This is a genomic window from Paenarthrobacter sp. FR1, from assembly GCF_051106045.1.
GTDB lineage: Bacteria > Actinomycetota > Actinomycetes > Actinomycetales > Micrococcaceae > Arthrobacter > Arthrobacter nitroguajacolicus_A.
Map to the genome: position 1 here is coordinate 1 of NZ_JBPFSF010000014.1, position 24,013 is coordinate 24,013.

The window sequence follows — 24,013 nt, forward strand, 5'->3', positions numbered from 1 at the left end:
AATCAAAAAACAATCGGTATCAACAAACTTGGCACACTATTGAGTTCTCAAACAACAGACACAACCGGCACCACCCACACCCCACAGGGTCCAGGATCGCTCCGGAGCAACTTTTCAAACTTACCGGCTGGCTTCCTCCGAGTCAAATCGGCAAGTTCGACTCGATTTTTCCTTGCGGTTTCTTGTCAGCTTGCGATCTCTACTCGTGGAGCAGCGCGGGTACTAACTATACCCCTACTCCGCCCAGATGGCAAAGCCAGTCAATGACGGCTCGCCTCGCATCCCCGAAACCCCCGGAAAAAAAGGGAAGAGGGCCCGGAAGCCAAGGCTCCGAGCCCTCCAACCCTGTGGGTGTTACTGAGCCAATGTGAACCAGGAGGCTCCCAGCGGCGGAAGCGTGACGGTCAGCGCTGCCGGCTGACCATCGGTCCCCGGATTCGAGGCCTTCAGCGATCCTGCATTGACCACACCCGACCCGCCATACGTTTCGGCATCGGTGTTCAGCACTTCGGTCCACTCCCCCGCCGCCGGAACACCCAGGATGTAGTCCTGGTGCGGTCCGCCCGAGAAGTTCACGGCACACACCAACGGCTTGCCGTCCTGGTCCCAGCGGATAAAGGTGAGGACATTGTGGTCCGCATCCCCTCCGTTGATCCACTGGAATCCGCCGGCTTCGTTATCCCGCTGATAGAGAGCCGGGGTGGAGGCATACAGCTCGTTGAGATCCTTGACCAGCAGCTGGAGTCCACGGTGTGCGGGGATGTCGGCGAGGAACCAATCGAGTCCGTACTGCTCGGACCACTCGGCTTCCTGGCCGAACTCGGTGCCCATGAAGATGAGCTGCTTGCCCGGGTGCGACCACTGGTAGGCGAAGAAGGCGCGGAGGTTGGCCAACTGCTGCCAACGGTCACCGGGCATCTTGCGCAGCATGGAGCCCTTGCCATGGACTACTTCGTCATGGCTGATGGGCAGCAAGAAGTTCTCGGTAAAGGCATAAACCATGGAGAACGTGATGGTCCCGTGGTGCCACTTGCGGTTGATGGGGTCTTCGGAAATGTACTTAAGGGAGTCGTGCATCCAGCCCATGTTCCATTTCAGTCCGAAACCCAAGCCGCCGTGGTTGGTGGGTGCGGTAACACCAGGGAAGGCCGTGGACTCTTCGGCGATGATGATTGCCCCGGGGTGGGATTTGTACACCGTGGCATTGACTTCCTGCATGAAGGAAATCGCCTCGAGGTTTTCGCGGCCACCGAACTTATTGGGCCGCCATTGTCCTTCTTCACGGGAGTAGTCCAGGTAGATCATCGAGGCCACGGCGTCCACTCGCAGGCCGTCGATGTGGAACTCCTCAAGCCAATACAGGGCATTCGCCACCAGGAAGTTCCGGACCTCGCTGCGGCCGAAGTCGAAGATCAGGGTTCCCCAGTCAGGGTGTTCTCCCAGTGCGGGGTCGGAGTGCTCGTAGAGCGCCTGGCCATCGAACTGCGCCAGGGCCCAGGAATCCTTGGGGAAGTGTGCGGGCACCCAGTCCAGCAGGACGCCGATTCCGGCCTGGTGCAGGGTGTCAACCAGGAACCGGAACTCGTCGGGATGCCCAAAGCGGGAGGTGGGCGCGAAGTACGACGTCACCTGGTAGCCCCACGAACCACCGAACGGGTGCTCGGCCACCGGCATGAACTCCACGTGCGTGAAGCCCAGCCATTTCACGTAGTCCACAAGTTCCTTGGCCAACTCTTGGTAGCCAAGGCCCAGCCGCCAGGAGCCCAGATGGACTTCGTAGACGCTCATGGGCGAATTGTGGGGGTCCCTCTGCGCTCGGGCAGCCATCCACTCTGCGTCCTTGAAGCGGTAGCTGGGGTCCACTACGCGTGAAGCGGTCAGCGGCGGAACCTCGGTACCGAAAGCCAGGGGATCGGCCTTCTCCACCCAGTCCCCGCCCTTGGTCAGGATCTCGTATTTGTAGCACGCCCCTGCTACAACGCCGGGAATGAAAAGTTCCCAGACACCGGAGGAGCCCAGCGAGCGCATGCCGTGGGAACGTCCGTCCCAACCGTTGAAGTCGCCCTTGACGCGGACAGCCTGCGCGTTGGGCGCCCAAACAGCGAACGAGACACCGTCCACTTCGCTCAAGGCGGAGCGGTAGTGCTGGACGTGCGCTCCGAGAACATCCCAGAGGCGCTCGTGCCTGCCTTCGCCGATCAGGTGCAGGTCCACCTCACCTACGGTAGGCAGGTAGTGGTACGGGTCATCGATGGTGACCGGTTCGGCGTCGTACACCACTTCCAAGCGGTAGTCCGGCACATGGCCGGCCTGAAGCGGTTCCAGGACAGCTGTCCACACTCCGTGCGACTCATGCTCCATGGGGGTTCGGCCGGCCTCGGTCACCACCGCCACGGACTTGGCCAAGTGCTTCACGGTGCGGACGGTGACGTGGCCATGGTCGTCCAGGTGGGCGCCGAGAACCGAGTGCGGCGCATGGTAGGCGCCGGCTGCCACGCGTTCCAAGGTCTCGGAGTCCACGTGCAGGGGAACTCGGGGCCGTTCGGTGCGTGCAGAGCCAGTCATGTCATTACCTTCCGCTGTAGCTGCCGCATGCTTGCCGCGGCTTGTAGTGTCGAGGATTCGTCGCGAAGCGTTCACCGGGATCGACAACCAGTCGGGCCGGTTACGCAGCTCGTAGACCACCTCATATAAGGCCTTGTCCAGCCACAATGCCACAAACAGTGGCGAGCGGCGGTCTATGGTTCCCGGGGTGACTTCGCTGTATCCCTCAAGGAACGCAGCAGAGCAGTCATCCACCCAGGTTTCGGGCACCTTGGCGTCCGCGTTCTCGCGTACGGCGGCGCCCGCGGCGTAGTCGAACGAACGGAGCATGCCGGTGACATCCCGAAGCGGGAGGTCGGGTGTGTTGCGTTCGTCGATGGTCCGCAGCGGCTCGCCTTCAAAATCGAGGATGGCCCACCGGCCCGGTTCTCCCTCCGCGCCTGGCACCCTGAGGATCTGCCCCAGATGGAGGTCGCCATGGACGCGCTGCAGCTGCCCCACGTCCCGGGGGTCCAAAGCCGCCAGCAACTCTTCCAGGTTGTCGTCATAAGGCCCGACGGCGGATGCGGCCTCAGCCCACGACTGGCGGACCCGCCGGGCTACCGTCGCGATGATGTCCAGGCCTTGCGCCTGTCCGTCTTCGGTGCCGAAGGTTTCCGCGAGCCTGGCGTGAACGGAGGCGGTAGCAGCTCCAAGTCCGCGGGCCTCCGCCGTGAAATCCTCGCCGGCCGCCGCGGCATCGACGGCCAACCGCCAAGCATCCAGGCCGCCGAGCAGGAATTCGTGGGCAACGGTCAGTTCACCTGTCGCGGCAGTGGAACCGTTCGACGCCGGTTCGCCCCAGGAACCCGTAATCCAACCGAGCGTCGCGGGAACCTCGCTGGTCCCGGCCGCGGTCAGGGCTGCGCCAAGTTCCACTTCGGGGTTCCTGCCTGCGGCCAGCACACGGAAGATCTTCACGATAGCTGCCGAATCGCCGTCGTCGATGATCACGGACGTGTTGGACTGCTCGCCGGACAGGACCCGCACGGATGTGGGGTTTTCCGGAAGCGCCACACGGCCACGGGTGAGGTGCCCCTGGGCGCCGGCCGCAGTGCCTTCACTCCGCATGAGCTCCAGCCAGGCGGTGACGAATTCGGAATCGTAGACGGCGTCGTACACCAGTCGGAGGCCCAGCTCAGGGTCAGTGAACTCACCCAACAGCGCTGACGGCGCGTCCGCCAGCGGCTGGCTGTGGAAGCTCAACGGAACCTGGACAACGTCAGTCCGGGGACCGCCGTCGGCCGTCCGGTAGGTGACCGCCAGCAGTACGACCTCCAGCGCGGCGCCGCCGGTGCCCGGCAGGCTGAAGCCGCCCACCCGCTTGATCGCAAAGTCCGGGCTCTTGACCGGGAACCAGCGCTTGCTGGGAAGCCAAGAGCGGAGAAGTCCTTCAATGGAGGGGTTCAAGTTGTCCTTGCTCATCTCATCCTTTGGAGGTCACCACGGGAATCGCCTGGGTGAAAGGCGACGCGGGATTGGAAAACGCCGAGCGCACCCGCAGCCAATAGAAGCTGTGGCTGCCCAGCATCACGGTCAGGTGACCGTTGTCGCCGACGGCCGGGAAGGGCTGGCCGCCGAAAATGTCGCGCAGGCCGCGGCCGGCAAACTCGGGCAGGTCAAGGGTGGCGGCCACGGGGTGCTGCGAGAGGTTGAAAACGCAGAGGATGGTTTCCGCGTCCTCCCCTTCCGGGTTGCCCGGTGCCAGTTCCCGCACGTAGGCCAGGACCACCTCGTGGTCCGCCTCAATGTGCCGGAAGCCGCCCAAGCCAAAAACGGGATGGTTCCTGCGGACGCTGAGGATCTGCCGGGTCCAGCGCAGCAACGAACCGGAGTGCGCAGCCTCTGCCTCAACGTTGGCCATGCTGTAGTTGTAAACCAGCGATTGAATGACGGGAAGGTAAAGCTTGCCCGGATCAGCCCCGGAAAAACCGGCGTTACGGTCCGGGTTCCACTGCATCGGAGTGCGGACGGCATCGCGGTCATCGAGCCAGATGTTGTCGCCCATGCCAATCTCGTCCCCGTAGTACAGGAAGGGACTGCCGGGAAGGGAAAGCAACAGGGCATTGATGAGCTCTATCTCGGACCGGGAGTTGTCCAGCAGAGGAGCCAACCGCCGCCGGATGCCGATGTTGGCGCGCATCCGGGGATCCGGGGCGTACCAGCCGAGCATCGCGGCACGTTCTTCCGCGGGAACCATTTCCAGCGTCAGTTCATCGTGGTTCCTCAGGAAAGTCCCCCACTGCGCGCCCTTGGGAATCTCCGGGGTGTCCCGCAGGGTGTCGATGATGGGCCCTGCTTTCTGGTCACGCAGGGCGTAGTAGAGCCGCGGCATGATGGGGAAGTGGAAGGCCATGTGGCATTCAGGGGCTTCCTCGGTGCCGAAATACTCCACAACCTCGTGCGGTGGCTGGTTTGCCTCGGCAATGATCACCCGGCCCGGATAGTTCGCATCCACCATCCGGCGAAGGTCCTGCAGGAACAGGTGCGTAGCCGGCAGGTTCTCGCAGTTGGTGCCGTCTTCTTCGAACAGGTAAGGAATGGCGTCGGCGCGGAAACCGTCGATCCCCTGGTCCAGCCAGAACCGAACCACGTCATAGAGGGCTTCGATGACCTTGGGGTTCTCGAAGTTCAGGTCCGGCTGGTGGCTGAAAAAGCGGTGCCAGAAGAACTGCCGACGGATGGGGTCGAAGGTCCAATTGGACTCTTCGGTGTCCACGAAGATGATGCGCGCGTCCTGGTATTTCTCGTCCGTGTCGCTCCACACATAAAAATCGCCATAGGGTCCGGTGGGGTCCTTGCGGGATTCCTGGAACCAGGGGTGCTGGTCAGAGGTGTGGTTCAAGGGAAGGTCGATGATCACACGGACACCGCGGGCGTGGGCCTCGGCAACCAACCGTTTGAAGTCGCTGATGGTGCCGAACTCATCCAACACGGACGTGTAGTCCGCAATGTCGTAGCCGCCATCGCGCAGCGGGGAATGGAAGAACGGCGGCAACCAGAGGCAGTCCACACCCAACCACTGAAGGTAATCAAGTTTGTCGATCAAGCCGTGGAAGTCGCCGGAACCATCTCCATTGGCATCCGCAAAGGCCCGCACCAGTACCTCGTAGAAGACTGCCTTGCGGTACCAGTGCGGATCATGCTGGAGACCTGGGGCGTTCAACTCGAAGGTGTTCTTCGGAGTGAAGTACTGGCTGGGGTTCTGCGGAGAAAAACTCACTAAGGCTGCCTCCGGATGCTCAGGATGTGCGCGGGCTCAACATGGGCATCCAGCCGAACGTAGTTGTGCTCGCCCCACTCCCAGCTCTGGCCGCTGATCAAGTCATCCACCCTGAACCGACCGTCCTCGTTGAGGTCGGAGGGGTCCAGGTGCAGGGCGGCCAGGTCCAGGGAAACCGTGCTCTCGCGGGTGCTGTGGGGGTCAACGTTCACCACGATGATCAAGGTGTCCTTGGTGCCGTCCGGCAACGTCTTGTGCTTGGAGTAGACGATCGTGGCATCGTCCGTGCTGCGGTGCAGGGTGAGGTTCTGCAGGTCCCCCAAAGCCAAGTGGTTCTTGCGGATGGTGTTGAGCCTGGTGATGTACGGCGCCAGGGTCCGTCCGGACTCGGCGGCCCCCTCCCAGTCCCTTGCCTTGTACTCGTACTTCTCGTTGTCGATGTACTCCTCGGCGCCTGGACGGGCCACGTGTTCGTACAACTCGTAGCCCGCGTAGACACCCCAGAGCGGGCTTGCTGTCGCTGCCAGAGCGGCACGGATACGGAACGCCGCCGGGCCGCCGTACTGCAGGTACTCCGTCAGGATGTCCGGGGTGTTGACGAAGAAGTTGGGGCGGAAATACGCCGGGCTTACATGGCTGACCTCGTGGAAGTACTCTTCCAACTCGGTCTTGGTGTTCCGCCACGTGAAGTACGTGTAGGACTGCTGGAATCCTGCACGGCCCAACGCGTGCATCATCGGCGGGCGGGTGAAAGCCTCCGCCAGGAAAACAACTTCGGGGTTCTTCTTGTTGATCTTGCCGATCAGCCATTCCCAGAACCACACGGGCTTGGTGTGGGGATTATCAACGCGGAAAATCTTCACGCCATGGCTGATCCACAGCTGAACGATCCGAAGAATTTCCTTGGAAAGGCCCGTCGGGTCATTGTCGAAGTTCAGGGGATAGATGTCCTGGTACTTCTTTGGCGGATTTTCGGCGTAGGCGATGGAACCATCCACACGGGTGGTGAACCATTCGGGGTTGGACGTGACCCAGGGGTGGTCCGGCGCGGCCTGCAATGCGAGGTCCAAAGCGACTTCGAGTCCCAGCTCATTGGCCCTGGCCACAAAAGCGTCGAAGTCCTCGAACGTTCCCAGTTCCGGGTGGATGGCATCGTGGCCACCGTCCTTGGAACCGATGGCCCATGGCGAACCCGGATCCTGGGGTCCCGGCGTCAGCGTGTTGTTGCGTCCCTTGCGGTGCTGGAAACCGATCGGGTGGATGGGCGGCAGGTAGATGACGTCGAAGCCCATGTCCGCAACGGCGTCGAGCCTCCTGGCTGCCGTGCGGAAATTACCGGAGGTCCACACGCCGGTGGCGTGGTCCACCACGGCCCCCTCGGAGCGCGGAAAGAACTCATACCAGGAACCGCGGCCAGCGAGATCGCGCTCCACCTGCAGCGGGAAACGCTCAGAGACCGTCACCAGTTCACGGATCGGAAGACGTCCGACGGCGGCCAGCACCTCGGGGCTGAAACCGGCACCAAGGCGCTCCTCGGCAGTCTTGGTGGTATCGGCCAGCACGACGGAAGCGGCACGCAGGGTGCGCTTGTCAGCACCGGTGCGTCCGGCGTCGTCCGCAGCACCCGCAAGGAGGGCAGCGCCCTCGGCGAGCATCAACTCAACGTCAATACCGGCGGCCACCTTCACCTCGGCATTGTGGTGCCAGGTGCCGTAGCGGTCGTGCCAGGCCTCGATGACGAATGACCATGCGCCGGTACCGGCCGGCGTGATGAGGCCTTCCCAGCGGTCCAGGCCTTTCCACTCCTCACCCTGAGCGGGGGCCAGCCGCACACGCTGGCGCTCCCTGCCCCTGGGGTCGAGCAGGACAGCGGACACGCCCAGCTGGTCGTGGCCTTCACGGAAGACCGTGGCGCCCACCACGAGATCCTCCCCAGGCAGGGCCTTCGCCGGGAAACGGCCACCCTCAACCACCGGCTGGACGGCCGTGATGGGGAACCGGCCGAAGCGAAGTCCGTCGGTGATGTCCGTTTTCGTCTTGGATTTCAGGGCGGTGGTGGTTCGCACGGTATTCGTCACAAGCACGACGTTAGCGACAAAAATCACAGAATGCTAAGCACACGACCTTTCTCCTCGACGCAAGATGTCTTTTACCTAAAAGAAACCCAAAGCAGTTCCGGCTGCCATGTCAGTCAGTTAGTGTGGCGCTCGTGAAGGCTATTCGAAGGTTTACAGTCCGTACCGTCCTCCCCGAGCCCATCCGGCCTCTGGCCCGTTTGGCGACTAATTTGCGTTGGTCCTGGCACCGGCCCACTCGGGAACTTTTTGCGAGCCTCAACCCGGCTCTCTGGGAGGCGTCGCAGCACGACCCCATTGCACTCCTGGGGTCGATCAGCCGCGAACAACTGCAGGACCTCGCCAACAACGGCGACGTCGTTGACCGCGTGCAGCACGCCGCGGCCGACCTTGACCGTTACCTTAGCGAACCGCGCTGGTACCAAGGCCTCGGCGAAGACGCTCCGGCCTGCATCGCGTACTTCTCCCCCGAATTCGGCATCACCGAGGTACTCCCGCAGTACTCCGGCGGCCTCGGCATCCTCGCCGGCGACCATCTCAAAGCGGCCTCCGACCTCGGCGTGCCGCTGATCGGCGTCGGACTCCTTTACCAGGCCGGCTACTTCAAGCAGTCGCTCTCACGCGACGCCTGGCAGCAGGAAACCTACCCGGTGCTGGACCCCGACGGGCTCCCCCTGACGCTGCTTCGCCACCCTGCCCGGGACGGCGTCCCCGGCAAACCCGTTCAGATCTCCCTGCCGCTGCCCAACGGCCGCGAGCTTCACGCGCACGTGTGGCGCGCCGACGTCGGACGCGTTCCGCTGCTGCTGTTGGACTCCAACGTCCCCTCCAACGACGAAGCCGCGCGCGGCATCACCGACCGCCTCTACGGCGGCGGCGGCGACCACCGCCTCCAGCAGGAACTCCTCCTGGGCATGGGCGGCGTCAAGGCCCTGCGCGTTTACCAGGAAATCACCGGCACACCCGCGCCCGAAGTCTTCCACACCAACGAAGGCCACGCCGGCTTCCTGGGAATCGAACGCATCCAGGAAGCCATGTCCGATCCCAACCAGCCCCTCAGCTGGGACGAAGCACTGGCCGCAGGTCGCGCGTCCACAGTCTTCACGACGCACACGCCCGTTCCCGCAGGCATCGACCGCTTCGAAACCGTACAGATCAAGCACTTCTTCGAGGCAGGCCTGGCTCCCGCAGTGCCGACCGACCGGATCCTGGAACTCGGACGCGAAAATTACGACGGCGGCAACCCTTCCGTTTTCAACATGGCGGTGATGGGCCTGCGCCTGGCGCAGCGCGCCAACGGCGTGGCCAAGCTGCACGGCGTGGTGTCCCGCGAAATGTTCGCCGGGCTCTGGCCAGGATTCGACCACTCCGAAATCCCCATCACCTCCGTCACCAACGGCGTCCACGTACCCACCTGGGTGGATCCCAGGATCTCCTCCCTGGCCCGCAACCAGTTCGGCGCGGAAGCCGAAGCACTCGGACGCTGGGACCTGGCCTACAACGTCAGCGACGAAGATGTGTGGGCACTCCGCCGGGAGCTCCGCGCCCAACTCATTGAGGACGTTCGACGCCGGCTCCGGGCCTCGTGGAAGAAGCGCGGCGCTGCCGACGCCGAACTCGCGTGGACTGACTCCGTGCTGGACCCGGACGTGTTGACCATCGGCTTTGCCCGCCGCGTGCCCACCTACAAGCGGCTCACCCTCATGCTGCGCGACCCCGCACGTTTGAAGGCGCTCTTGCTCGATCCCAAGCACCCCATCCAGCTGGTCATCGCAGGCAAATCGCACCCGGCCGACGACGCCGGCAAGAAAATGATCCAGGACCTGGTCCGCTTCACCGACGACCCCGAGGTCCGGCACAGGATCGTCTTCCTCCCGAACTACGACATCGCCATGGCACGGACCCTGTTCCCCGGCTGCGACGTCTGGCTCAACAACCCGCTCCGTCCCCTGGAAGCCTGCGGAACGTCCGGCATGAAAGCCGCCATCAACGGCTCGCTCAACCTGTCCGTCCTGGACGGTTGGTGGGATGAGATGTACGACGGCGAAAACGGCTGGGCGATCCCCACTGCCAACAACAACTCGTCCTCCGAGGAACGCGACGACATCGAAGCGTCGGCACTGTACGAGCTGCTGGAAACCCAGGTGGCTCCGCGCTTCTACGGCACCACCGTGGCCCAGGGAGCCGGCGCTGCAGGACCGTCGGAATCAAGCCGTGAGAGCGTGCCCACCCATTGGGTGTCCATGATCAAGCACACCCTGGCACACCTCGGCCCCGCGGTTTCGGCCGAACGCATGCTCCACGACTACGTTAACAACCTCTACTGCCCGGCCGCCGTATCCGGGCGCCGCGCCGTGGCCGAGTCCTTCAAGGAAGCCAAGGAACTCGCTGCCTGGACCTCCAAGGTCCGCAGCGCATGGCCTGAGGTTGTGGTGGAACACGTGGATTCCGTGGGTGTCTCCGAGGAACCCCAGGTGGGCGACACACTCCAGGTCAACGCCTACGTGGCCCTCAACAACCTGACCCCGGACGATGTCTCCGTGGAGGTGGCCTTCGGACGCGCCGAGGAATCGGACGAGCTTGAGGACATCGTGGTGGCCGAACTGGACTCCGTGGAGGACCTCGGCGGCGGACGCCATCTCTTCCACGGATCCTTGGTCATCAACCGCTCAGGCTCGTTCGGCTACACCGTCCGCGTATTCCCGAAGCACAGCGCGCTGGCTTCCAAGGCCGAACTGGGGCTGATCGCGAACGCCTAGCCCCAGGAACGTGGCTGGCCCGCATTTCCGTTGCTGCTCAACGACGGAAATGCGGGCCAGCGACGTTAATGCCGGGGCCGGAGCTTCTCAGTGGCATCCACGTACTGCTGGCTCTCCTTCTTGAGCTCAGCAAGAACTTCCTCATTCTGCCTAATGAGCGGTAACTGGTAGCTTGCTTGAATATCACCGAGCGTTTGGGTTAGTCGTACTTCCTGATTACACTCGGCCTCAATCGTGGCGATTCGGATGCCCTCAGCTGCGTCTGACTTTGAAGGGTTCCGCTGATCGGTCCTCAGCTGCAGGTCAAAGGACTGCTGGCTCGACCACTTCGCTTTGGTGGTGTCCCGTCCCGGCGTCAGGCCGGCCGCTGAAATGCACTTGTCCCAGTCGTCTTTGGCGTTTTTCCAGGCATCAGTTTCTGAGGCCATTGCCAGGCTTTTCAAAGCAATTTCACCTGCAACACCGCCATTCATCAGATCATCCGATGGAGTAACTTCATCGATCTTGCTCTTTTCGCTGGCAAGACACTCGTATCTGGCATCACCCCACGAGCCCGCGTTATCGTGCTCCGGGTTCGATTGAGCGTCTTCCCCAATAAGCCGGAATCCGTTCTGCCTCACTCGATCAACGTTCCACACGCCGTAGTTCCGGTTTTCTGCCTTCGGATAGGCAGCATTCGGATCATCGATGAAGCCGAATTTCTTCATGCACGTAGTCATGATGACTTCCCTCGCAAGGAGAATCCGAGAGCGATCATGGGTCGAAATTCTGTACGCGTCAACTGGGAATACGATGAGAGAGTTCTCGTAATCCAGCTGAACTTTTCCCGATGGGTCCGGCGTGATTGAACTACCCGCCGCACCGGAACAAGACGAAATAGCCAGCGCGACGCCTGTGGCAAGCGAGGCCACCACATACCCTGCCCAGCGTTCCCGGCGTTCCCGGCGTTCAGGAATTCTTATCGACACTTTCCGGCTTCCCATCTCATGTCTTGCGCGCCGACTTAGTAGTCGAGCTTCTTCTCGGCCAGCAAATTTGTCCTGGCGATACTTTGCACCGCATGTCAGAGCATAGTGCCGCTCACTCAGTCGATAGGCGAAATTTCAAATTCTTGAAACATATGAAAAAAATCAAGAAATGATCTAATTTTCGCGTCACGATTGGCGAATATTCAGCACTAAGGCGATTTTCGACTCGATTCATCAACCCATGGGAACCAACGCTGGGCTACGTCTCAGCTCGCCGCATGGTCATTCCAGGCGGTTCCTGTCCGGGCGTTGGCCAGCACGAAAGGTACGTCGGCGCAGTTAGTGCTCGAAGACCGCGATGACCGCCAGATCCCGGCCGGCGTAGCGCTCGGCGTCCTGCAGGATTTCGCACACGACGCCGAAGGAGCGATCCGTGCGGTACGCTGCCGGGACCTGCCAGACCATGGTGACGGGGCTGCCATCGTCCTCCGAGAGGGCATCGGCGTAGTCGTGCAGGGAGTCGTTCAGGGCGTCCAGGTTCACGCCGTAGTACTCCGGGAAGTCCAGGACCTGTCCGAAGACCTCAAGGACGGCCTGCTTGGTGGTGGCCGGTGGGACCATTACGGTCCTGCGGCCTGCGTCGGAAATCTGCTCCTGCAGTTCTTCGAGGGTCCAGGTGTCTGCGGAATAGATCTTCATGGGCTCCTACTTGCCTTCGACGATGAACTTGAACGACTCGTAATGGTCCGGGGTGTAGTACTTGGCGGCGTCCTTGCCTACGATGATGCGGCGGGCGCCACGGTCCGATTCTCCCGGAGTGGGGACCGTGTACTCCTTGTAGAAGCCACCGGATTTCTTGGGCAGCAGGCCCTCGAAGTTGCCGAAGTTAACGCCGTCGCGGTCGTACGGGTACGGGCCACCCTTCGCGATAAGGGCCAGTGTCTGCCGGCCTTCTTTGGGTAACTGCGAGGCGTTGATGGTGGGCAGGGCGGACGGGTTTGCAACCACCGGTGCGGTCGGCGCGGTGCCGGGTTCCGGCGTCGTGGTTTGAACGCTGGAGGGCGGCGCTGTGGACGGCGCCGTCAGCCCGCCGCCACCCACCATGGCCACCACAAGTACGACGACGGCGATCACCAGCCCCGCGAAGGCCACCAGTTTGCTGCGGCTGCGGTTCATGCAGAGGACTCCCGGTTGAGTTGCTGTCTAGGTGCGGTAGATGTTGATGGTGTTGGCTTGCAGGATATCCCGCTCCCCCGAGGCAACCAATGCGCCCTTCCGGCGCTCATGCAGCACCGACGTGGTGAAGCGAAGTTCGAACATGCGCTTGCCGATGCCCGATTCGCTCAGGATCTCCGGCAGGACCATTTTCACGTCCTTGTTGCTTCCGTTCACCACGATCAGACCCCGGATTTCGCTGTCCTCATGGCCCATGAGCAGCTGGACGGAGCGGACGTTGGGATCGTTCCAACGCGCGGGTGTCATGCGTTTGCCCTTGTCATCGAACCACTGCAGGCTGGAGTCATTGGCTTTGCCGGGGAAGCTCTCCGGCTGGTGCCGCAGGAACCAGCGGCGTAGACGGACCAACTCCCGCGTGGTCCTGAACATGGCATTGGCTTCCTGGGTCCGGCTCCAATCAAGCCACGCCGTGGGGTTGTCCTGGCAGTAGGCGTTGTTGTTGCCCTGCTGGGTCCGGCCAAGTTCGTCGCCGGCCGTGATCATGGGGACGCCGAAGGACAACAGCAAGGTGGCCATCAGGTTGCGGATGGACAGCGAGCGGGCAGCCACAATGGCCTCGTTTTCGCTCCTGCCCTCCACGCCATGGTTGTAGCTGCGGTTATCGCCGTGGCCGTCACGGTTCTGCTCCCCGTTGGCCTCGTTGTGCTTCCGGTCGTAGCTGACCAGGTCCTTGAGCGTGAAACCGTCGTGGGCCGTGATGAAGTTGACCGAGGCCAGCCGGGTTCGCCCGGAGGATGCGAAGAGGTTGGCTGAACCCGCCATCAGTTCGGCCAACGAGGCCACCGAGCCGCCTTGGCCGCCGGCCTCGATGGCAGCGCGGTCGGACAGCCAGAAGCTGCGGACGCCGTCCCGGAAATGGTCGTTCCAATCCGACCATCCTTGCGGGAAACGGCCCGTCTGCCAGCCCCCATAGCCCACGTCCCACGGCTCGGCGATGAGCTTGACCGCAGACAGAACCGGGTCCTCGGCGATGGCCTGCAGGAAGGGGTGCTGGGGGTCGAAGGTGTTGCCGGCATCCCGGCACAGGGTCACGGCGAGGTCGAAGCGGAACCCGTCCACATGGAAGTCGTTCACCCAGTACCGCAAGGAGTCCAGCGCCAGATCCACCACTACGGGATCGCTGAAGTCCAAGGTGTTGCCACAGCCGGTGGTGTCCAGGTAGCGCCCGTGGGCATCATGCCGGTAATAGCGCGACTCCGCGAGCCCGCGGAAGCTCAGGGCGGGGCCGTCAGGACCGGCCTCCGCGGTGTGGTTGTACACGACGTCCAGGATGACTTCGATTCCGGCGGCATGCAGGAGCTTGATCATGCCCTTGAGCTCGTCCTGCACCGCGTGCGGGCCGGCGTTGCGGGCAGCTTCCGTGGCGTAGTCCGAATGGGGTGCAAAGAAGGCAGCGGTGTTGTAGCCCCAGTAATTGGTCATGCCCAGGTCCTGGAGATGCGATTCATCCAGGTGGAAGTGGATGGGGAGGAGCTGGACCGCGGTAATTCCAAGTTCTGTCAGGTGCTGGATCATCACTGGATGCGCCATGCCCGCGTACGTCCCACGCAGGTGCTCCGGGATGTCCGGGTGCAGCATCGTCTGTCCGCGGACGTGGGCTTCATAGATCACCGAGGTGCGCAGGGGTATCCGAGGTGGCAGGTCGTCGCCCCAGTCAAAGCCGGTGTCCACATGGACACTCGTCAGGAATTCGCCCCGCTGGTCCACAGCGCGACCATACGGATCCAGCAACAGCCGCTGTTCGCCGTCGGCATCCAAATCCAGCGCGGGAACCGACATGGGCAACCCGTCCTCGGTGGGTGCGGCGCGGAAGCCATAGCGCGTACCCGGCGGCATTCCACTGACCAAGCCAAAGTGCACGCCGTCTTCCACGTTGGGGAGGACGTGGGCGCGCCAAGGCTCACCGGGTGCTTGGAAGGCCACCTCAACGCGTTCGAGGTCCGGCCCGAAGACGGCCACGTTGACCTGATGGTTCTGCGTGTTTTCGACGTCGAAAAGCCCGGGCTGGGGCGTGCTCAGTCCGAGGGGTCTTGGCCGCGACGCGTCGACGGCAGCTGCTGTGTCAAAAATAGGCATAACCATTGCTTGCAAGTTTAGTTCCACGCCCAGTATGTGCCGCGCCGGCCGCCCATGTGACGACGTTCTGCGTCTCGATTTCGTTAATTGGCATACTGGAACGGAGACAACTGGAGGTTCTATCGTGCGCGTGGCACTCGCCCAAGTCATCACCGGCCGGGATCTGGCCGACAACCTGCGGCTCCTTGAGGAGTACGCCCGCCGAGCCAAGGCAGGCGGCGCCGAGCTGGTGGTCTTCCCCGAGGCGATGATGCGCGCGTTTGGAAACTCGCTGTTGGACATCGCTGAACCGTTGGACGGTCCGTGGGCGAGCAAGGTGCGCTCCATCGCCGACGAACTGCAACTGGTGATCGTGGCGGGCATGTTCACGCCCGGCTCCCCCACCGACTCCGGGGACCGGCGCGTTCGCAACACGCTGCTCGCCACCGGTCCGGGCGTCGATACGAGCTACGACAAGGTCCATCTCTTCGACGCGTTCGGCTTCGCGGAGTCGGATACCGTCGAGGCCGGTACCGAGCCTGTAACGTTCGACGCCGGCGGCCTCACCTTCGGTTTGGCCACCTGCTACGACATCCGCTTCCCTGCCCTGTTCACCGCCAACGCAGACCGCGGTGCCGTGGTGAACATCGTGTCCGCCTCATGGGGTTCCGGCCCAGGCAAGGCCGATCAATGGCAACTCCTGGCCCGCGCACGAGCCGTGGACACCACCACGTTCGTGCTCGCCTGCGGCCAAGGTGATCCGGCCACCCAGGGTGTTGAAGCCAAAGGCGCCGCGCCTACGGGAGTGGGGTACTCCGCCGTCGTAAGCCCCTTTGGCCAGGTCCTGGAAGCCCTCGACGGCGAACCGGGCCTTATCTTTGCCGACCTGGACCCCGCAGTGGTGGACGAAGCCCGCCAAAAACTCCCGGTCCTGGCCAACCGCCGCGACTTCTAACGGACGCCACTCAAATTCGCCGGCGCCACGCAAACGGATGGGCGCTACCCGAATATAGGTGGCGTCATCCGGTATACGTGGCCCAAAAGAAGACCGGCATTGAAAGCATCCCGCCCGCCGGAACCGGCCCGCGAAGCGCCGAGACAGCCCGCCAAGCAAACAAAAGCCCATTAAGGGCCATCCATCGCTGTCGCGGCAGGCGCCCGGAAGCGTGCGTCTAAGCGAGGCACGAGCGAGCACGCGGAGGGCGGCGGCCGCGACAGCGACCCCCGCCCTCACCAGGGATTACTTAGCGGCGCGCTGCCTCGACACTTCGTACAGCGAGATGCCGACGGCCATGGAGGCATTGAGCGATTCCATGGCGGAGTCGATGGGGATCGAGACGATCTGGTCGCAGTTCTCCCGGACCAGCCTGCTGAGGCCCTTGCCTTCGGAACCAACCACGATGCAGACGGGTTCGGTGGCGACCGTGAGGTCGGGCAGCGAGACGTCGCCGTCGCCATCAAGGCCAAGCACGTAGATGCCCATGTTCTTGAACTGCTTGAGCGCATTGTTAAGGTTCGACGCGCGGGCCACGGGTACGCGGACGGCGGCACCGGCGCTGGTCTTCCAAGCGGACGCCGTAACGCCGACCGAGCGACGTTCGGGGACAATCACGCCGTGGCCGCTGAACGCGGACACGGAGCGGATGATCGCGCCGAGGTTGCGGGGGTCAGTGATGCCATCCAGCGCCACGAAGATGGGGGCGTTGGAGATGTGCCCCTTCTTCCACTTGGCGAGGGTTTCCTCGGCGAGGTCGTAGGCGTCCTGGTATTCGTACGGCGGGATCTGCAGAACGAGTCCCTGGTGGACCGCTTCCTCGGTCATGCGGTCCAGCTCCGGCTTGCCGGTTTCGAGCAGCGGGATGCCACGCTCGGCCGCGAGCTTGAGGGATTCCTTGACGCGGTCGTCCATTTCGATGCGGATGGCCACGTGCAGGGCCTTCGCCGGGATGCCTGCGCGCAGGGCTTCGACCACCGAGTTACGGCCGGTGACCAGTTCTTCGGTGGCACGGCCCTTGGGACCCGAGCGGGCGCCGGTGCCGGGGCGTGCCGGGCCGCGCTTGGCTGCCGAACGCTCGGAGAGCTGCTTGTTCTTGTATGCCTTGTGGTAGGTGCGATCCTCCGCCTTGGGCGTGGGACCCTTGCCCTCCAGGGCCTTGCGGCCGTGGCCACCGGTTCCGGTGGTGGGGCCCTTCTTGTTCTTGACCGACCGGCGACCATTGTTGGCCATGAGATTCCATCCTTGATTTTGTGAGTAAGTCTGGAATCAAGTCTACTGACCCGATGCAATTCGGCCGCAGCGCCCTTTGGTCAGTCGCGTTTGAGGCTCCAGGTGGCGCCGTCCGCACCATCTTCGACCACCACACCGGCGGCGGCGAGTGTGTCCCGGATTGCGTCGGACGCGGCCCAGTCCTTGCTGGCCCTGGCAGCGGCGCGGGCTTCGAGTTGCGCTTCCACCAGGACCTTCAACGCAGCATGTTCGCGGCCTTGGACGGCCTCTGGCATTTTGACCGAATCCAGTCCGAGGACCCCGGTCATGGAGACCACGCTGTACAGGGCCTCTTTGGTGGCTTCGAGGTCGCCTGCGGCCAGCGCAGTGTTGCCTGCGCGGACCGTTTCGTGCAGAACGCCAAGGGCCTGCGGCACGTTGAGGTCGTCGTCCATGGCTGCAATGAAGGCTGCGGGCATGTTGGCCTGCGGGGCAACATCCGAGGGGTCCGTCACCTTGGCGGAGGCCTTGCTGATGAAACCATCAATACGTTCCACGGCGGCAGCAGCCTCCTGCAGGGACGTGGGACGGTAGTCCAGGATGGAGCGGTAGTGCGCCTGGCCAAGGTAGTAGCGCACCACGCGGGGTGAGGCGAGCTCCAGCATCTCAGCGGGGCTCACCGTGTTCCCGATGGACTTGGACATCTTTTCGCCCTCGAACGTGACCATGCCGTTGTGCATCCAGAAGTTGGCGAACTCGTCCCCGGCAGCTTGGGATTGCGCCATCTCGTTCTCGTGATGCGGGAAGCGAAGGTCCAGTCCCCCACCGTGGATATCGAAGCGCGGACCCAGGTATTTGGTGACCATGGCGGAGCATTCGAGGTGCCATCCGGGACGTCCGGCGCCCCACGGTGACGACCAGCTGGCGGACTCGGGTTCGCCGTCTTTGTAACCCTTCCACAGCGCGAAGTCGCGGGGATCGCGCTTGCCGCGGGGGTCAGCATCCGTGGCGCCCTGCATGTCGTCGATGTTCTGCCGCGTCAACGATCCGTATTTGCTCCACGAACGGACATCGAAGTAGACGTCGCCGGAGTCGTCCAGCGCCGGGTAGGCATGGCCCCGGTCGATGAGGCGTTGGATGAGCGCGTGCATTTCCGGGATGTGTCCGGTAGCGCGGGGCTCGTACGTGGGCCGCTGGACCCCGAGGGATTCGTAGGCATTCTCGAATTCCTGCTCGTAGCGGTAGGCCAGAGCCCACCATTCTTCGGCCTGGCGTGCGGTGGGTTCGGCATCCCAGTCCGGCCCAAATGATTGCGCCGACTTAGCCAGGATCTTGTCGTCGATATCCGTAACGTTGCGCACCACGGTGACACGAAGTCCGCGGAACTCAAGCCAGCGGGTGAGTTGGTCGAAGGCGATGGCCGACCTGACGTGGCCCACGTGGGGCATGCCCTGAACGGTGGCCCCGCAGTAGTACACGCTGGCCTTGCCGTCTTCGAGGGGAACGAAGTCGCGGACTTCGGCGGAGGCAGTGTCATAGAAGCGCAGGGTCACCGCTCCAGATTAGCCGATGACGCGGCGTGACCTGCCTACTTGCAGTATTCGCCGATTGTGTTGAAGTGCACGGTCAACTGCTGCTGCTGTTCCTGCGTGGCTGCTCCCAGCGACGACGCCGCCGCTTTGTCCATGATGGCCGCCATCTCCTTGATGGGGTCGCCGATTTCCGGAGCAAGCTTGTCCGCAATCTGGTGGTAGTGCTCGGCGATCTGTTTGGACTGCTGTTGCTGGTTGCCGTCGGGCTTGAAGGTGTCGTTGTTCAGGAACTCACAACTGGCCTTCACATCCATCCTCGGCGTCCCAGCACAACCGCCTACCAGCAGCGCGGCGGCCAAGCCCGCGGACAGCAGCACCGCAGAACGCACGACGCCGGCACGCGGCCTAACCATGCGGCGCACCTTTCGCGGGGCCGGGCTCGGACACCGTAACCGGGTACACCAGCGCCGTAGCCACAGCGGAGATGCCCTCGCCACGTCCGGTGAAGCCCAAACCGTCGCTGGTAGTGGCCGAGACGCTGACGGGAGCGTTGGCAGCCTCACTCAGTACTCGCTGGGACTCTTCCCGGCGTGGCCCGAACTTGGGACGGTTGGCGACGAACTGGACTGCGACGTTTCCGATTTCGAAACCCGCAGCACGTACGATCCTGGCTGCTTCGCCGAGGAGCTTGACTCCTGAGGCGCCGGCGAACTCAGGACGGTCGGTGCCGAAATGCGTACCGAGGTCGCCAATGCCACAAGCGGAGAAGAGGGCGTCCGCGGCCGCGTGCGCGACGCAATCGCCGTCGGAATGTCCCGACAACCCTTGCTCGCCTGCCCAGAAGAGCCCGCCCAACCAGAGCGGCTGCGGATCCTCGGCGGGGGCAAACGCGTGCACGTCGATGCCGATGCCTGTGCGGGGCAGGACCATGTTCGCGGGCAAGTGTTGCGACATCAGCCTTCCACCCAACGAATTCCCAGCGGGCCTTCCAGGAGGCCTTCGGCGATGATGAGGTCCAGCGGCGTGGTGATTTTGAGGGACTGGCTGGCTCCTCGGACGGCGTGGACCGGGACCCCCAGCAGTTCCACCAGCATGGCGTCATCGGTGACGGTTGCGGACTGTTTGTCGTCGAAAAGCCCGGCAGCCTCGTGCGCCCGCCGCAATGTGGCCAGCTCGAAGCCTTGGGGAGTCTGCACAGCACGGAGCTGTTCGCGGGGTGCTGTGCCGGTGACAACCTCTGGGGCTATTGAGGTGTCCGCACCGTCCGTTTGCGCGACGGTCTTGATGGTATCCACCACGGGCATGGTGGGGATGACCGCCTTCGCGCCGGAGGCCAAGGCGTCGGCCACGCGCTGGAAGACCCGCTCGGGAGTCAGCGCACGGGCGGCGTCGTGGACGAGCACGAATTCGGTTCCGTCCTCCAAGGCAGCCAAGGCAGCGCGGACGGAATCCGCCCGGGAGGTTCCGCCGTCGACAACGGAAATTTCGGGGCCACCGTCCACGAGGTCGATGGTGAAATCGGCGATCAACGCGCGGAGCTCGGTGTCGCCCTTCGGCACCGCGATGCAGATTTGGCGCGCGACGTCCGATGCAATCAGGCCGCGCAGCGCGTGCATCAGGATGGATTCGCCACCCAGTGGTACCTGTGCTTTGGGGATGCCGTAGCCGAGGCGTTCACCGGAACCGGCAGCAACCACGATCACGGCCGTAACGGCGCGCTGGGAAGGAGTACTCATGGTCACCAGAGTACTGTGACCCATCAGCAGCGTTTGGGCAAAAAGAAACCCGGCGGCGCTTTCGCACCACCGGGGCTCAATTCTTAGGAAGCCAAGACCTCGTCAAGAACGCTTGCAGCCTTCTCTTCATCGGTCTTTTCCGCCAGGGCCAGTTCTGAAATCAGAATCTGCCGCGCCTTGGCAAGCATTCGCTTCTCGCCTGCTGACAGGCCGCGATCGTGATCACGACGCCAAAGATCGCGAACGACCTCTGCCACCTTGATGACATCGCCCGAAGCAAGCTTCTCCAGGTTCGCCTTGTAACGACGTGACCAGTTGGTAGGCTCTTCAGTGAACTCGGCGCGGAGAACGTCAAATACGTGCTCCAAGCCTTCTTTGCCCACTACGTCCCGGACCCCAACAAGGTCAACGTTCTCTGCTGGAACTTCAATGGTCAGATCACCCTGAGCCACCTTGAGCTTGAGATACATCTTCTCTTCGCCCTTGATGGTGCGCATCTTGATTTCCTCAATTTTTGCTGCACCGTGGTGAGGGTAAACTACTGTCTCGCCGACCTCAAAAACCATGTGGACTTTCCCCTTTCCCGCAGATTAGTCTATCACGATTAAGGCATACGACTGGCATCGCACAGCCCCTCCTGCCGCGCCAATAAAGGGAATAAGGCCTTAAACGACTTCCTCCAACCTCTTGACGAAACCGGGGAAAGATGCTTCGAGCAAGCAACCCGGCCGGCAGATCTTCCCCGTCGACTCCGCCACAAAGCCCTCCCGAATCCTTCTTTTGGACCGTTTGCCGATAGGCTATGGCTGAAAAGTGTTCCAATGACTCTTGAGGAGTAGGTGTCGTGCGCAATACTGCGATGAACCCTGTCCAGCGCGGCAAGCTGGCAATTGCGGCGGCTGCAATCGGCGTCGGTCTTCTGTCCGTCACCGGCTGCGGATTCGTCAACGCCCAGCAGACTACCCACCAGTACTCGGCATCGGATGGGATCAAAGCTGATCTCGGACAGCTGCAGTTGCGCAACATCCTGATCGTCGCCTCGGGCGAGAACGAACCGGGCCGCGTGATCGGCGCTGTGTTCAACCAGTCCAGCTCGGATGCAACGCTGACCATCAGCGGTGCCAACGGCGCCCAGACCGAGATCCCGGTCAAGGCCAACTCCCAGACCTACCTGAATGACTCCGCGGATGCTGCCATCCTCAGCACTGCCGGTGTCATCCCCGGCGGACTGACGCCCATTACCATCCGCAGCGGATCGGACTCCGCAACGGTTAACGTCCCGGTAGTTGACGGCACGCTCCCCGAGTACGCCAAGTACCTGCCGACAACGCCGACCCCCACGGCGACTCCGACGTCGACTGCAACGTCCACGGAGTCCGCAGCGGCCGGCCACTAGCAGCCGGCACGCTACAAGCTTTACAACAACGGAAGGGTCCCGCCGCGGCGGGACCCTTCCTTTGTGTGATGTGGCTGCCGATGCGGACACTCATATTCACCAGGGCCACTCTGTCGGGCTGACGACGCCCGAATCCGGGTGTCGTCAGCCGCTCTCCGTGGCGCCAACGACTGCGCGTGTCCCCGGCGAGGTACGCTTTACGGCTCGAACTTGTAGCCCAGTCCCCGGACTGTCACCAGGTACCTCGGCGCCGAGGGATCGGGCTCGATCTTGCTGCGGAGCCGCTTCACATGGACGTCCAGCGTCTTGGTATCGCCCACGTAGTCCGAGCCCCACACACGGTCGATCAGCTGCCCGCGCGTCAACACCCTGCCCGAGTTGCGGAGAAGCATCTCCAGCAGTTCGAACTCCTTCAGCGGCAACGACACCTGTTCGCCGTTGACACTCACCACGTGGCGCTCGATGTCCATGCGGACCGGGCCTGCCTGCACTGTGGAGGTGATGAGTTCTTCGGGTTCACCCTGGCGACGGAGGACGGCGCGCACACGTGCCACGAGTTCCCGGGAGGAATAGGGCTTGGTGACGTAGTCGTCGGCGCCCAGTTCCAGCCCAACAACCTTGTCGATCTCCGAATCCTTGGCCGTCAGCATGATCACGGGAACGCTGGAGCGCTGGCGCAACTGCCGGCAAACTTCCGTTCCCGGTGTTCCCGGCAACTGCAGGTCCAGGAGGACGAGGTCGGCGCCGTTACGGTCGAACTCCACCAGGGCGTCGCTGCCGTTGTCCACTACCTCGACGTCGAAGCCCTCTTTGCCCAGCAGATAGGACAGGGGGTCGCTGAAGGACTCTTCGTCCTCCACAATCAAAATCCGGCTCAAGCGCTGGCTCCTTGCTCTTGGGCGCCGCTGGCGCCCGATTTTTCACTCGCGTGTTGGCTCGCGTGATGGGGTTCGACGGCGGCAAGAACCGCCGGAAGTTCGGTGGAAGCAGCCGCGGTGGCAGCGGGAGTCGGCAGGCCGGCGTCGTCGTCCTGGCCTTCCATCTCCGGCAAGCGGATGGTGAACGTGGATCCTTGGCCGGGCTGGGACCAGACGGTCACCTCGCCACCGTGGTTGGACACCACATGCTTGACGATGCTGAGCCCAAGGCCGGTTCCGCCGGTGTGCCTGGAGCGTGCTGCGTCAACGCGGTAGAACCGCTCGAACACACGCTCCTGGTCCTCGGGAGTCAATCCCTCGCCCTGGTCCGTGACGGAAATGGCCACGACGCCCTCCCGGGTCCGGACGCCGACACCCACGCGGGTGTTCTCGGGTGAGTAGCGAATGGCATTGTCGATGAGGTTGCGCAGCGCGGTCACCAGGAGGTCGCGGTCGCCGAACACCAAGGACTCCGAGTGGCCGCCCACCACAATCTGGATGTTCTTGCTTTCGGCTGGCAGCTGCGAACGGTCCACGGCCTCGGTGATCACGGTGTTGATGTCAACTGCGTGGCCTTGCTGGGCGACATTGGCGCCCTGCAGGCGGGAGAGTTCGATGATGTCCTGAACCAAGGCCGCGAGCCGTCCGGACTCCTTGTGCATGCGCTTGGCGAACCGCCGCACGGCCTCCTCGTCGTCCGGCGAGGCCTCCAAGGCTTCGGCCAGGAGCGAGATCGCCCCCACGGGGGTTTTCAGTTCGTGGGACACATTGGCCACGAAGTCGTTCCGGATCTCTTCGGTGCGGGTGATCTCGGTGCGGTCGTCAGCCAGGAGCACGATGTATTCCCAGCCGAGCATGGCTGCGCGGACCTGGACCACAATGGTGCCCTTGCCCAGCGGCCCGCGCGGGAGTTCGTACTGTTCCTCCAGGATCACGCCGTCGCGGCGGACCTTCGCGGTCATGTCCAGGAGCTGCTTGTGCACCACTGTGTGGCCACGGACCAAGCCGTACGCATACGCCGCAGGGCTGGCGCGGACCACGCCATCGATCGCGTCAACCACCACGAAGGCACGCCCGACGACGGCCAGCACCTCAGCGGCGCCCTCGGGAAGCAGGGGTTCGGTAACGTCCAGGTCAACGATGCTGCGTTGCCGCTCGCTGATCCTGAAGGCGAGCATGCCGAAGACGCCCAACGACAGGCCAACGAGGCCTGCGACGACACCTATAAGCAATGGATCCACGTGTCCAGCTTATGCTGTGGAAACATGGCAAAGCATTGATCCGGCGCCAAACGCGGACGGTTCAACTAACGTTCATCTAAAGATGC

18 protein-coding genes are annotated in these 24,013 nt (G+C 63.2%); 3 read left to right on the forward strand and 15 right to left on the reverse strand.

Translation table 11 applies throughout. The features are described from left to right. Positions 1-354 precede the first annotated feature (354 nt). From ACR30Z_RS20600 to ACR30Z_RS20610, 3 genes are read right to left on the reverse strand one after another with little or no spacing between them, the layout of a single operon-like run. Positions 355-4,008, reverse strand: a complete 3,654-nt coding sequence (locus tag ACR30Z_RS20600; protein ID WP_434374442.1) for a 1,4-alpha-glucan branching enzyme — start codon at positions 4,006-4,008, stop codon at positions 355-357. A 1-nt stretch (position 4,009) separates the two neighbouring features. Next, a complete protein-coding gene (gene treS, locus ACR30Z_RS20605; protein ID WP_144651829.1) occupies positions 4,010-5,806 on the reverse strand; it encodes a maltose alpha-D-glucosyltransferase in 1,797 nt (598 codons plus the stop codon). Further along, a complete protein-coding gene (locus ACR30Z_RS20610) occupies positions 5,806-7,890 on the reverse strand; it encodes an alpha-1,4-glucan--maltose-1-phosphate maltosyltransferase (RefSeq protein WP_280115985.1) in 2,085 nt (694 codons plus the stop codon). The genes treS and ACR30Z_RS20610 overlap by 1 nt, the downstream gene beginning before the upstream one ends. Before the next feature lie 125 nt (positions 7,891-8,015). Between ACR30Z_RS20610 and glgP the strand changes: the two genes are divergently transcribed. Further along, on the forward strand, positions 8,016-10,640 hold the full coding sequence (glgP, locus tag ACR30Z_RS20615; protein ID WP_208760016.1) for an alpha-glucan family phosphorylase: 2,625 nt from the start codon (positions 8,016-8,018) through the stop codon (positions 10,638-10,640). A gap of 65 nt (positions 10,641-10,705) precedes the next feature. Here the strand turns inward: glgP and ACR30Z_RS20620 are convergent, their stop codons facing one another. The 4 genes from ACR30Z_RS20620 to glgX all read right to left on the reverse strand — a co-directional run bounded on the left by ACR30Z_RS20620 (position 10,706) and on the right by glgX (position 14,926). Then, complete coding sequence (locus tag ACR30Z_RS20620; protein ID WP_434374443.1) at positions 10,706-11,551, reverse strand: hypothetical protein; 846 nt, start codon at positions 11,549-11,551, stop codon at positions 10,706-10,708. Positions 11,552-11,947: 396 nt separating this feature from the next. After that, complete coding sequence (locus ACR30Z_RS20625) at positions 11,948-12,307, reverse strand: barstar family protein (protein WP_434374444.1); 360 nt, start codon at positions 12,305-12,307, stop codon at positions 11,948-11,950. A gap of 6 nt (positions 12,308-12,313) precedes the next feature. After that, positions 12,314-12,784 carry a ribonuclease domain-containing protein gene (locus tag ACR30Z_RS20630; RefSeq protein WP_144651820.1) on the reverse strand — a complete coding sequence of 157 codons (471 nt, stop codon included), beginning with the start codon at positions 12,782-12,784 and terminating at the stop codon, positions 12,314-12,316. Between the two features lie 27 nt (positions 12,785-12,811). Beyond that, the gene (glgX, locus tag ACR30Z_RS20635; protein ID WP_434374445.1) at positions 12,812-14,926 is read right to left on the reverse strand and encodes a glycogen debranching protein GlgX; all 2,115 of its coding nucleotides are present in this window, start codon (positions 14,924-14,926) and stop codon (positions 12,812-12,814) included. 118 nt (positions 14,927-15,044) lie between these two features. Between glgX and ACR30Z_RS20640 the strand changes: the two genes are divergently transcribed. Continuing rightward, a complete protein-coding gene (locus tag ACR30Z_RS20640; protein ID WP_434374446.1) occupies positions 15,045-15,854 on the forward strand; it encodes a carbon-nitrogen hydrolase family protein in 810 nt (269 codons plus the stop codon). 285 nt (positions 15,855-16,139) lie between these two features. Here the strand turns inward: ACR30Z_RS20640 and rlmB are convergent, their stop codons facing one another. From rlmB to ACR30Z_RS20670, 6 genes are all read right to left on the reverse strand, one after another. Continuing rightward, the gene (rlmB, locus tag ACR30Z_RS20645; protein ID WP_144651814.1) at positions 16,140-17,126 is read right to left on the reverse strand and encodes a 23S rRNA (guanosine(2251)-2'-O)-methyltransferase RlmB; all 987 of its coding nucleotides are present in this window, start codon (positions 17,124-17,126) and stop codon (positions 16,140-16,142) included. A gap of 80 nt (positions 17,127-17,206) precedes the next feature. Then, positions 17,207-18,658, reverse strand: coding sequence for a cysteine--tRNA ligase (gene cysS, locus ACR30Z_RS20650; RefSeq protein ID WP_434374447.1), 1,452 nt, complete (start codon positions 18,656-18,658; stop codon positions 17,207-17,209). Positions 18,659-18,693: 35 nt separating this feature from the next. After that, the gene (locus tag ACR30Z_RS20655) at positions 18,694-19,050 is read right to left on the reverse strand and encodes a hypothetical protein (protein ID WP_434374448.1); all 357 of its coding nucleotides are present in this window, start codon (positions 19,048-19,050) and stop codon (positions 18,694-18,696) included. Continuing rightward, a complete protein-coding gene (gene ispF / locus ACR30Z_RS20660; RefSeq protein WP_434374505.1) occupies positions 19,043-19,567 on the reverse strand; it encodes a 2-C-methyl-D-erythritol 2,4-cyclodiphosphate synthase in 525 nt (174 codons plus the stop codon). Before ispF ends, ACR30Z_RS20655 begins: the two co-directional genes overlap by 8 nt. A gap of 23 nt (positions 19,568-19,590) precedes the next feature. After that, positions 19,591-20,373, reverse strand: a complete 783-nt coding sequence (ispD, locus tag ACR30Z_RS20665) for a 2-C-methyl-D-erythritol 4-phosphate cytidylyltransferase (RefSeq protein WP_434374449.1) — start codon at positions 20,371-20,373, stop codon at positions 19,591-19,593. A gap of 83 nt (positions 20,374-20,456) precedes the next feature. Continuing rightward, positions 20,457-20,939, reverse strand: a complete 483-nt coding sequence (locus ACR30Z_RS20670; protein ID WP_011690592.1) for a CarD family transcriptional regulator — start codon at positions 20,937-20,939, stop codon at positions 20,457-20,459. A gap of 293 nt (positions 20,940-21,232) precedes the next feature. On the opposite strand from ACR30Z_RS20670, the gene ACR30Z_RS20675 reads away from it, so the two are divergent. Continuing rightward, positions 21,233-21,769, forward strand: a complete 537-nt coding sequence (locus ACR30Z_RS20675; protein WP_144651853.1) for a hypothetical protein — start codon at positions 21,233-21,235, stop codon at positions 21,767-21,769. A 197-nt stretch (positions 21,770-21,966) separates the two neighbouring features. Here ACR30Z_RS20675 and ACR30Z_RS20680 read toward each other — a convergent pair whose 3' ends face one another. Both ACR30Z_RS20680 and ACR30Z_RS20685 read right to left on the reverse strand, forming a co-directional pair. Then, positions 21,967-22,647: a response regulator transcription factor gene (locus tag ACR30Z_RS20680; protein WP_020608526.1), complete on the reverse strand. Its 681-nt coding sequence runs from the start codon at positions 22,645-22,647 to the stop codon at positions 21,967-21,969. Further along, positions 22,644-23,918, reverse strand: coding sequence for a sensor histidine kinase (locus ACR30Z_RS20685; RefSeq protein ID WP_434374506.1), 1,275 nt, complete (start codon positions 23,916-23,918; stop codon positions 22,644-22,646). The genes ACR30Z_RS20680 and ACR30Z_RS20685 overlap by 4 nt, the downstream gene beginning before the upstream one ends. Between the last annotated feature and the right edge of the window lie 95 nt (positions 23,919-24,013).

Coding starts and splice junctions, on each gene's coding strand:
- ACR30Z_RS20600 (WP_434374442.1), bottom strand. CDS start 4,008: ATGAGCAAGGACAACTTGAACCCCTCCATTGAAGGACTTCTCCGCTCT.
- ACR30Z_RS20625 (WP_434374444.1), bottom strand. CDS start 12,307: ATGAAGATCTATTCCGCAGACACCTGGACCCTCGAAGAACTGCAGGAG.
- ACR30Z_RS20630 (WP_144651820.1), bottom strand. CDS start 12,784: ATGAACCGCAGCCGCAGCAAACTGGTGGCCTTCGCGGGGCTGGTGATC.
- glgX (WP_434374445.1), bottom strand. CDS start 14,926: ATGGTTATGCCTATTTTTGACACAGCAGCTGCCGTCGACGCGTCGCGG.
- rlmB (WP_144651814.1), bottom strand. CDS start 17,126: ATGGCCAACAATGGTCGCCGGTCGGTCAAGAACAAGAAGGGCCCCACC.
- ACR30Z_RS20655 (WP_434374448.1), bottom strand. CDS start 19,050: ATGGTTAGGCCGCGTGCCGGCGTCGTGCGTTCTGCGGTGCTGCTGTCC.
- ispF (WP_434374505.1), bottom strand. CDS start 19,567: ATGGTCCTGCCCCGCACAGGCATCGGCATCGACGTGCACGCGTTTGCC.
- ispD (WP_434374449.1), bottom strand. CDS start 20,373: ATGAGTACTCCTTCCCAGCGCGCCGTTACGGCCGTGATCGTGGTTGCT.
- ACR30Z_RS20670 (WP_011690592.1), bottom strand. CDS start 20,939: ATGGTTTTTGAGGTCGGCGAGACAGTAGTTTACCCTCACCACGGTGCA.
- ACR30Z_RS20675 (WP_144651853.1), top strand. CDS start 21,233: ATGAACCCTGTCCAGCGCGGCAAGCTGGCAATTGCGGCGGCTGCAATC.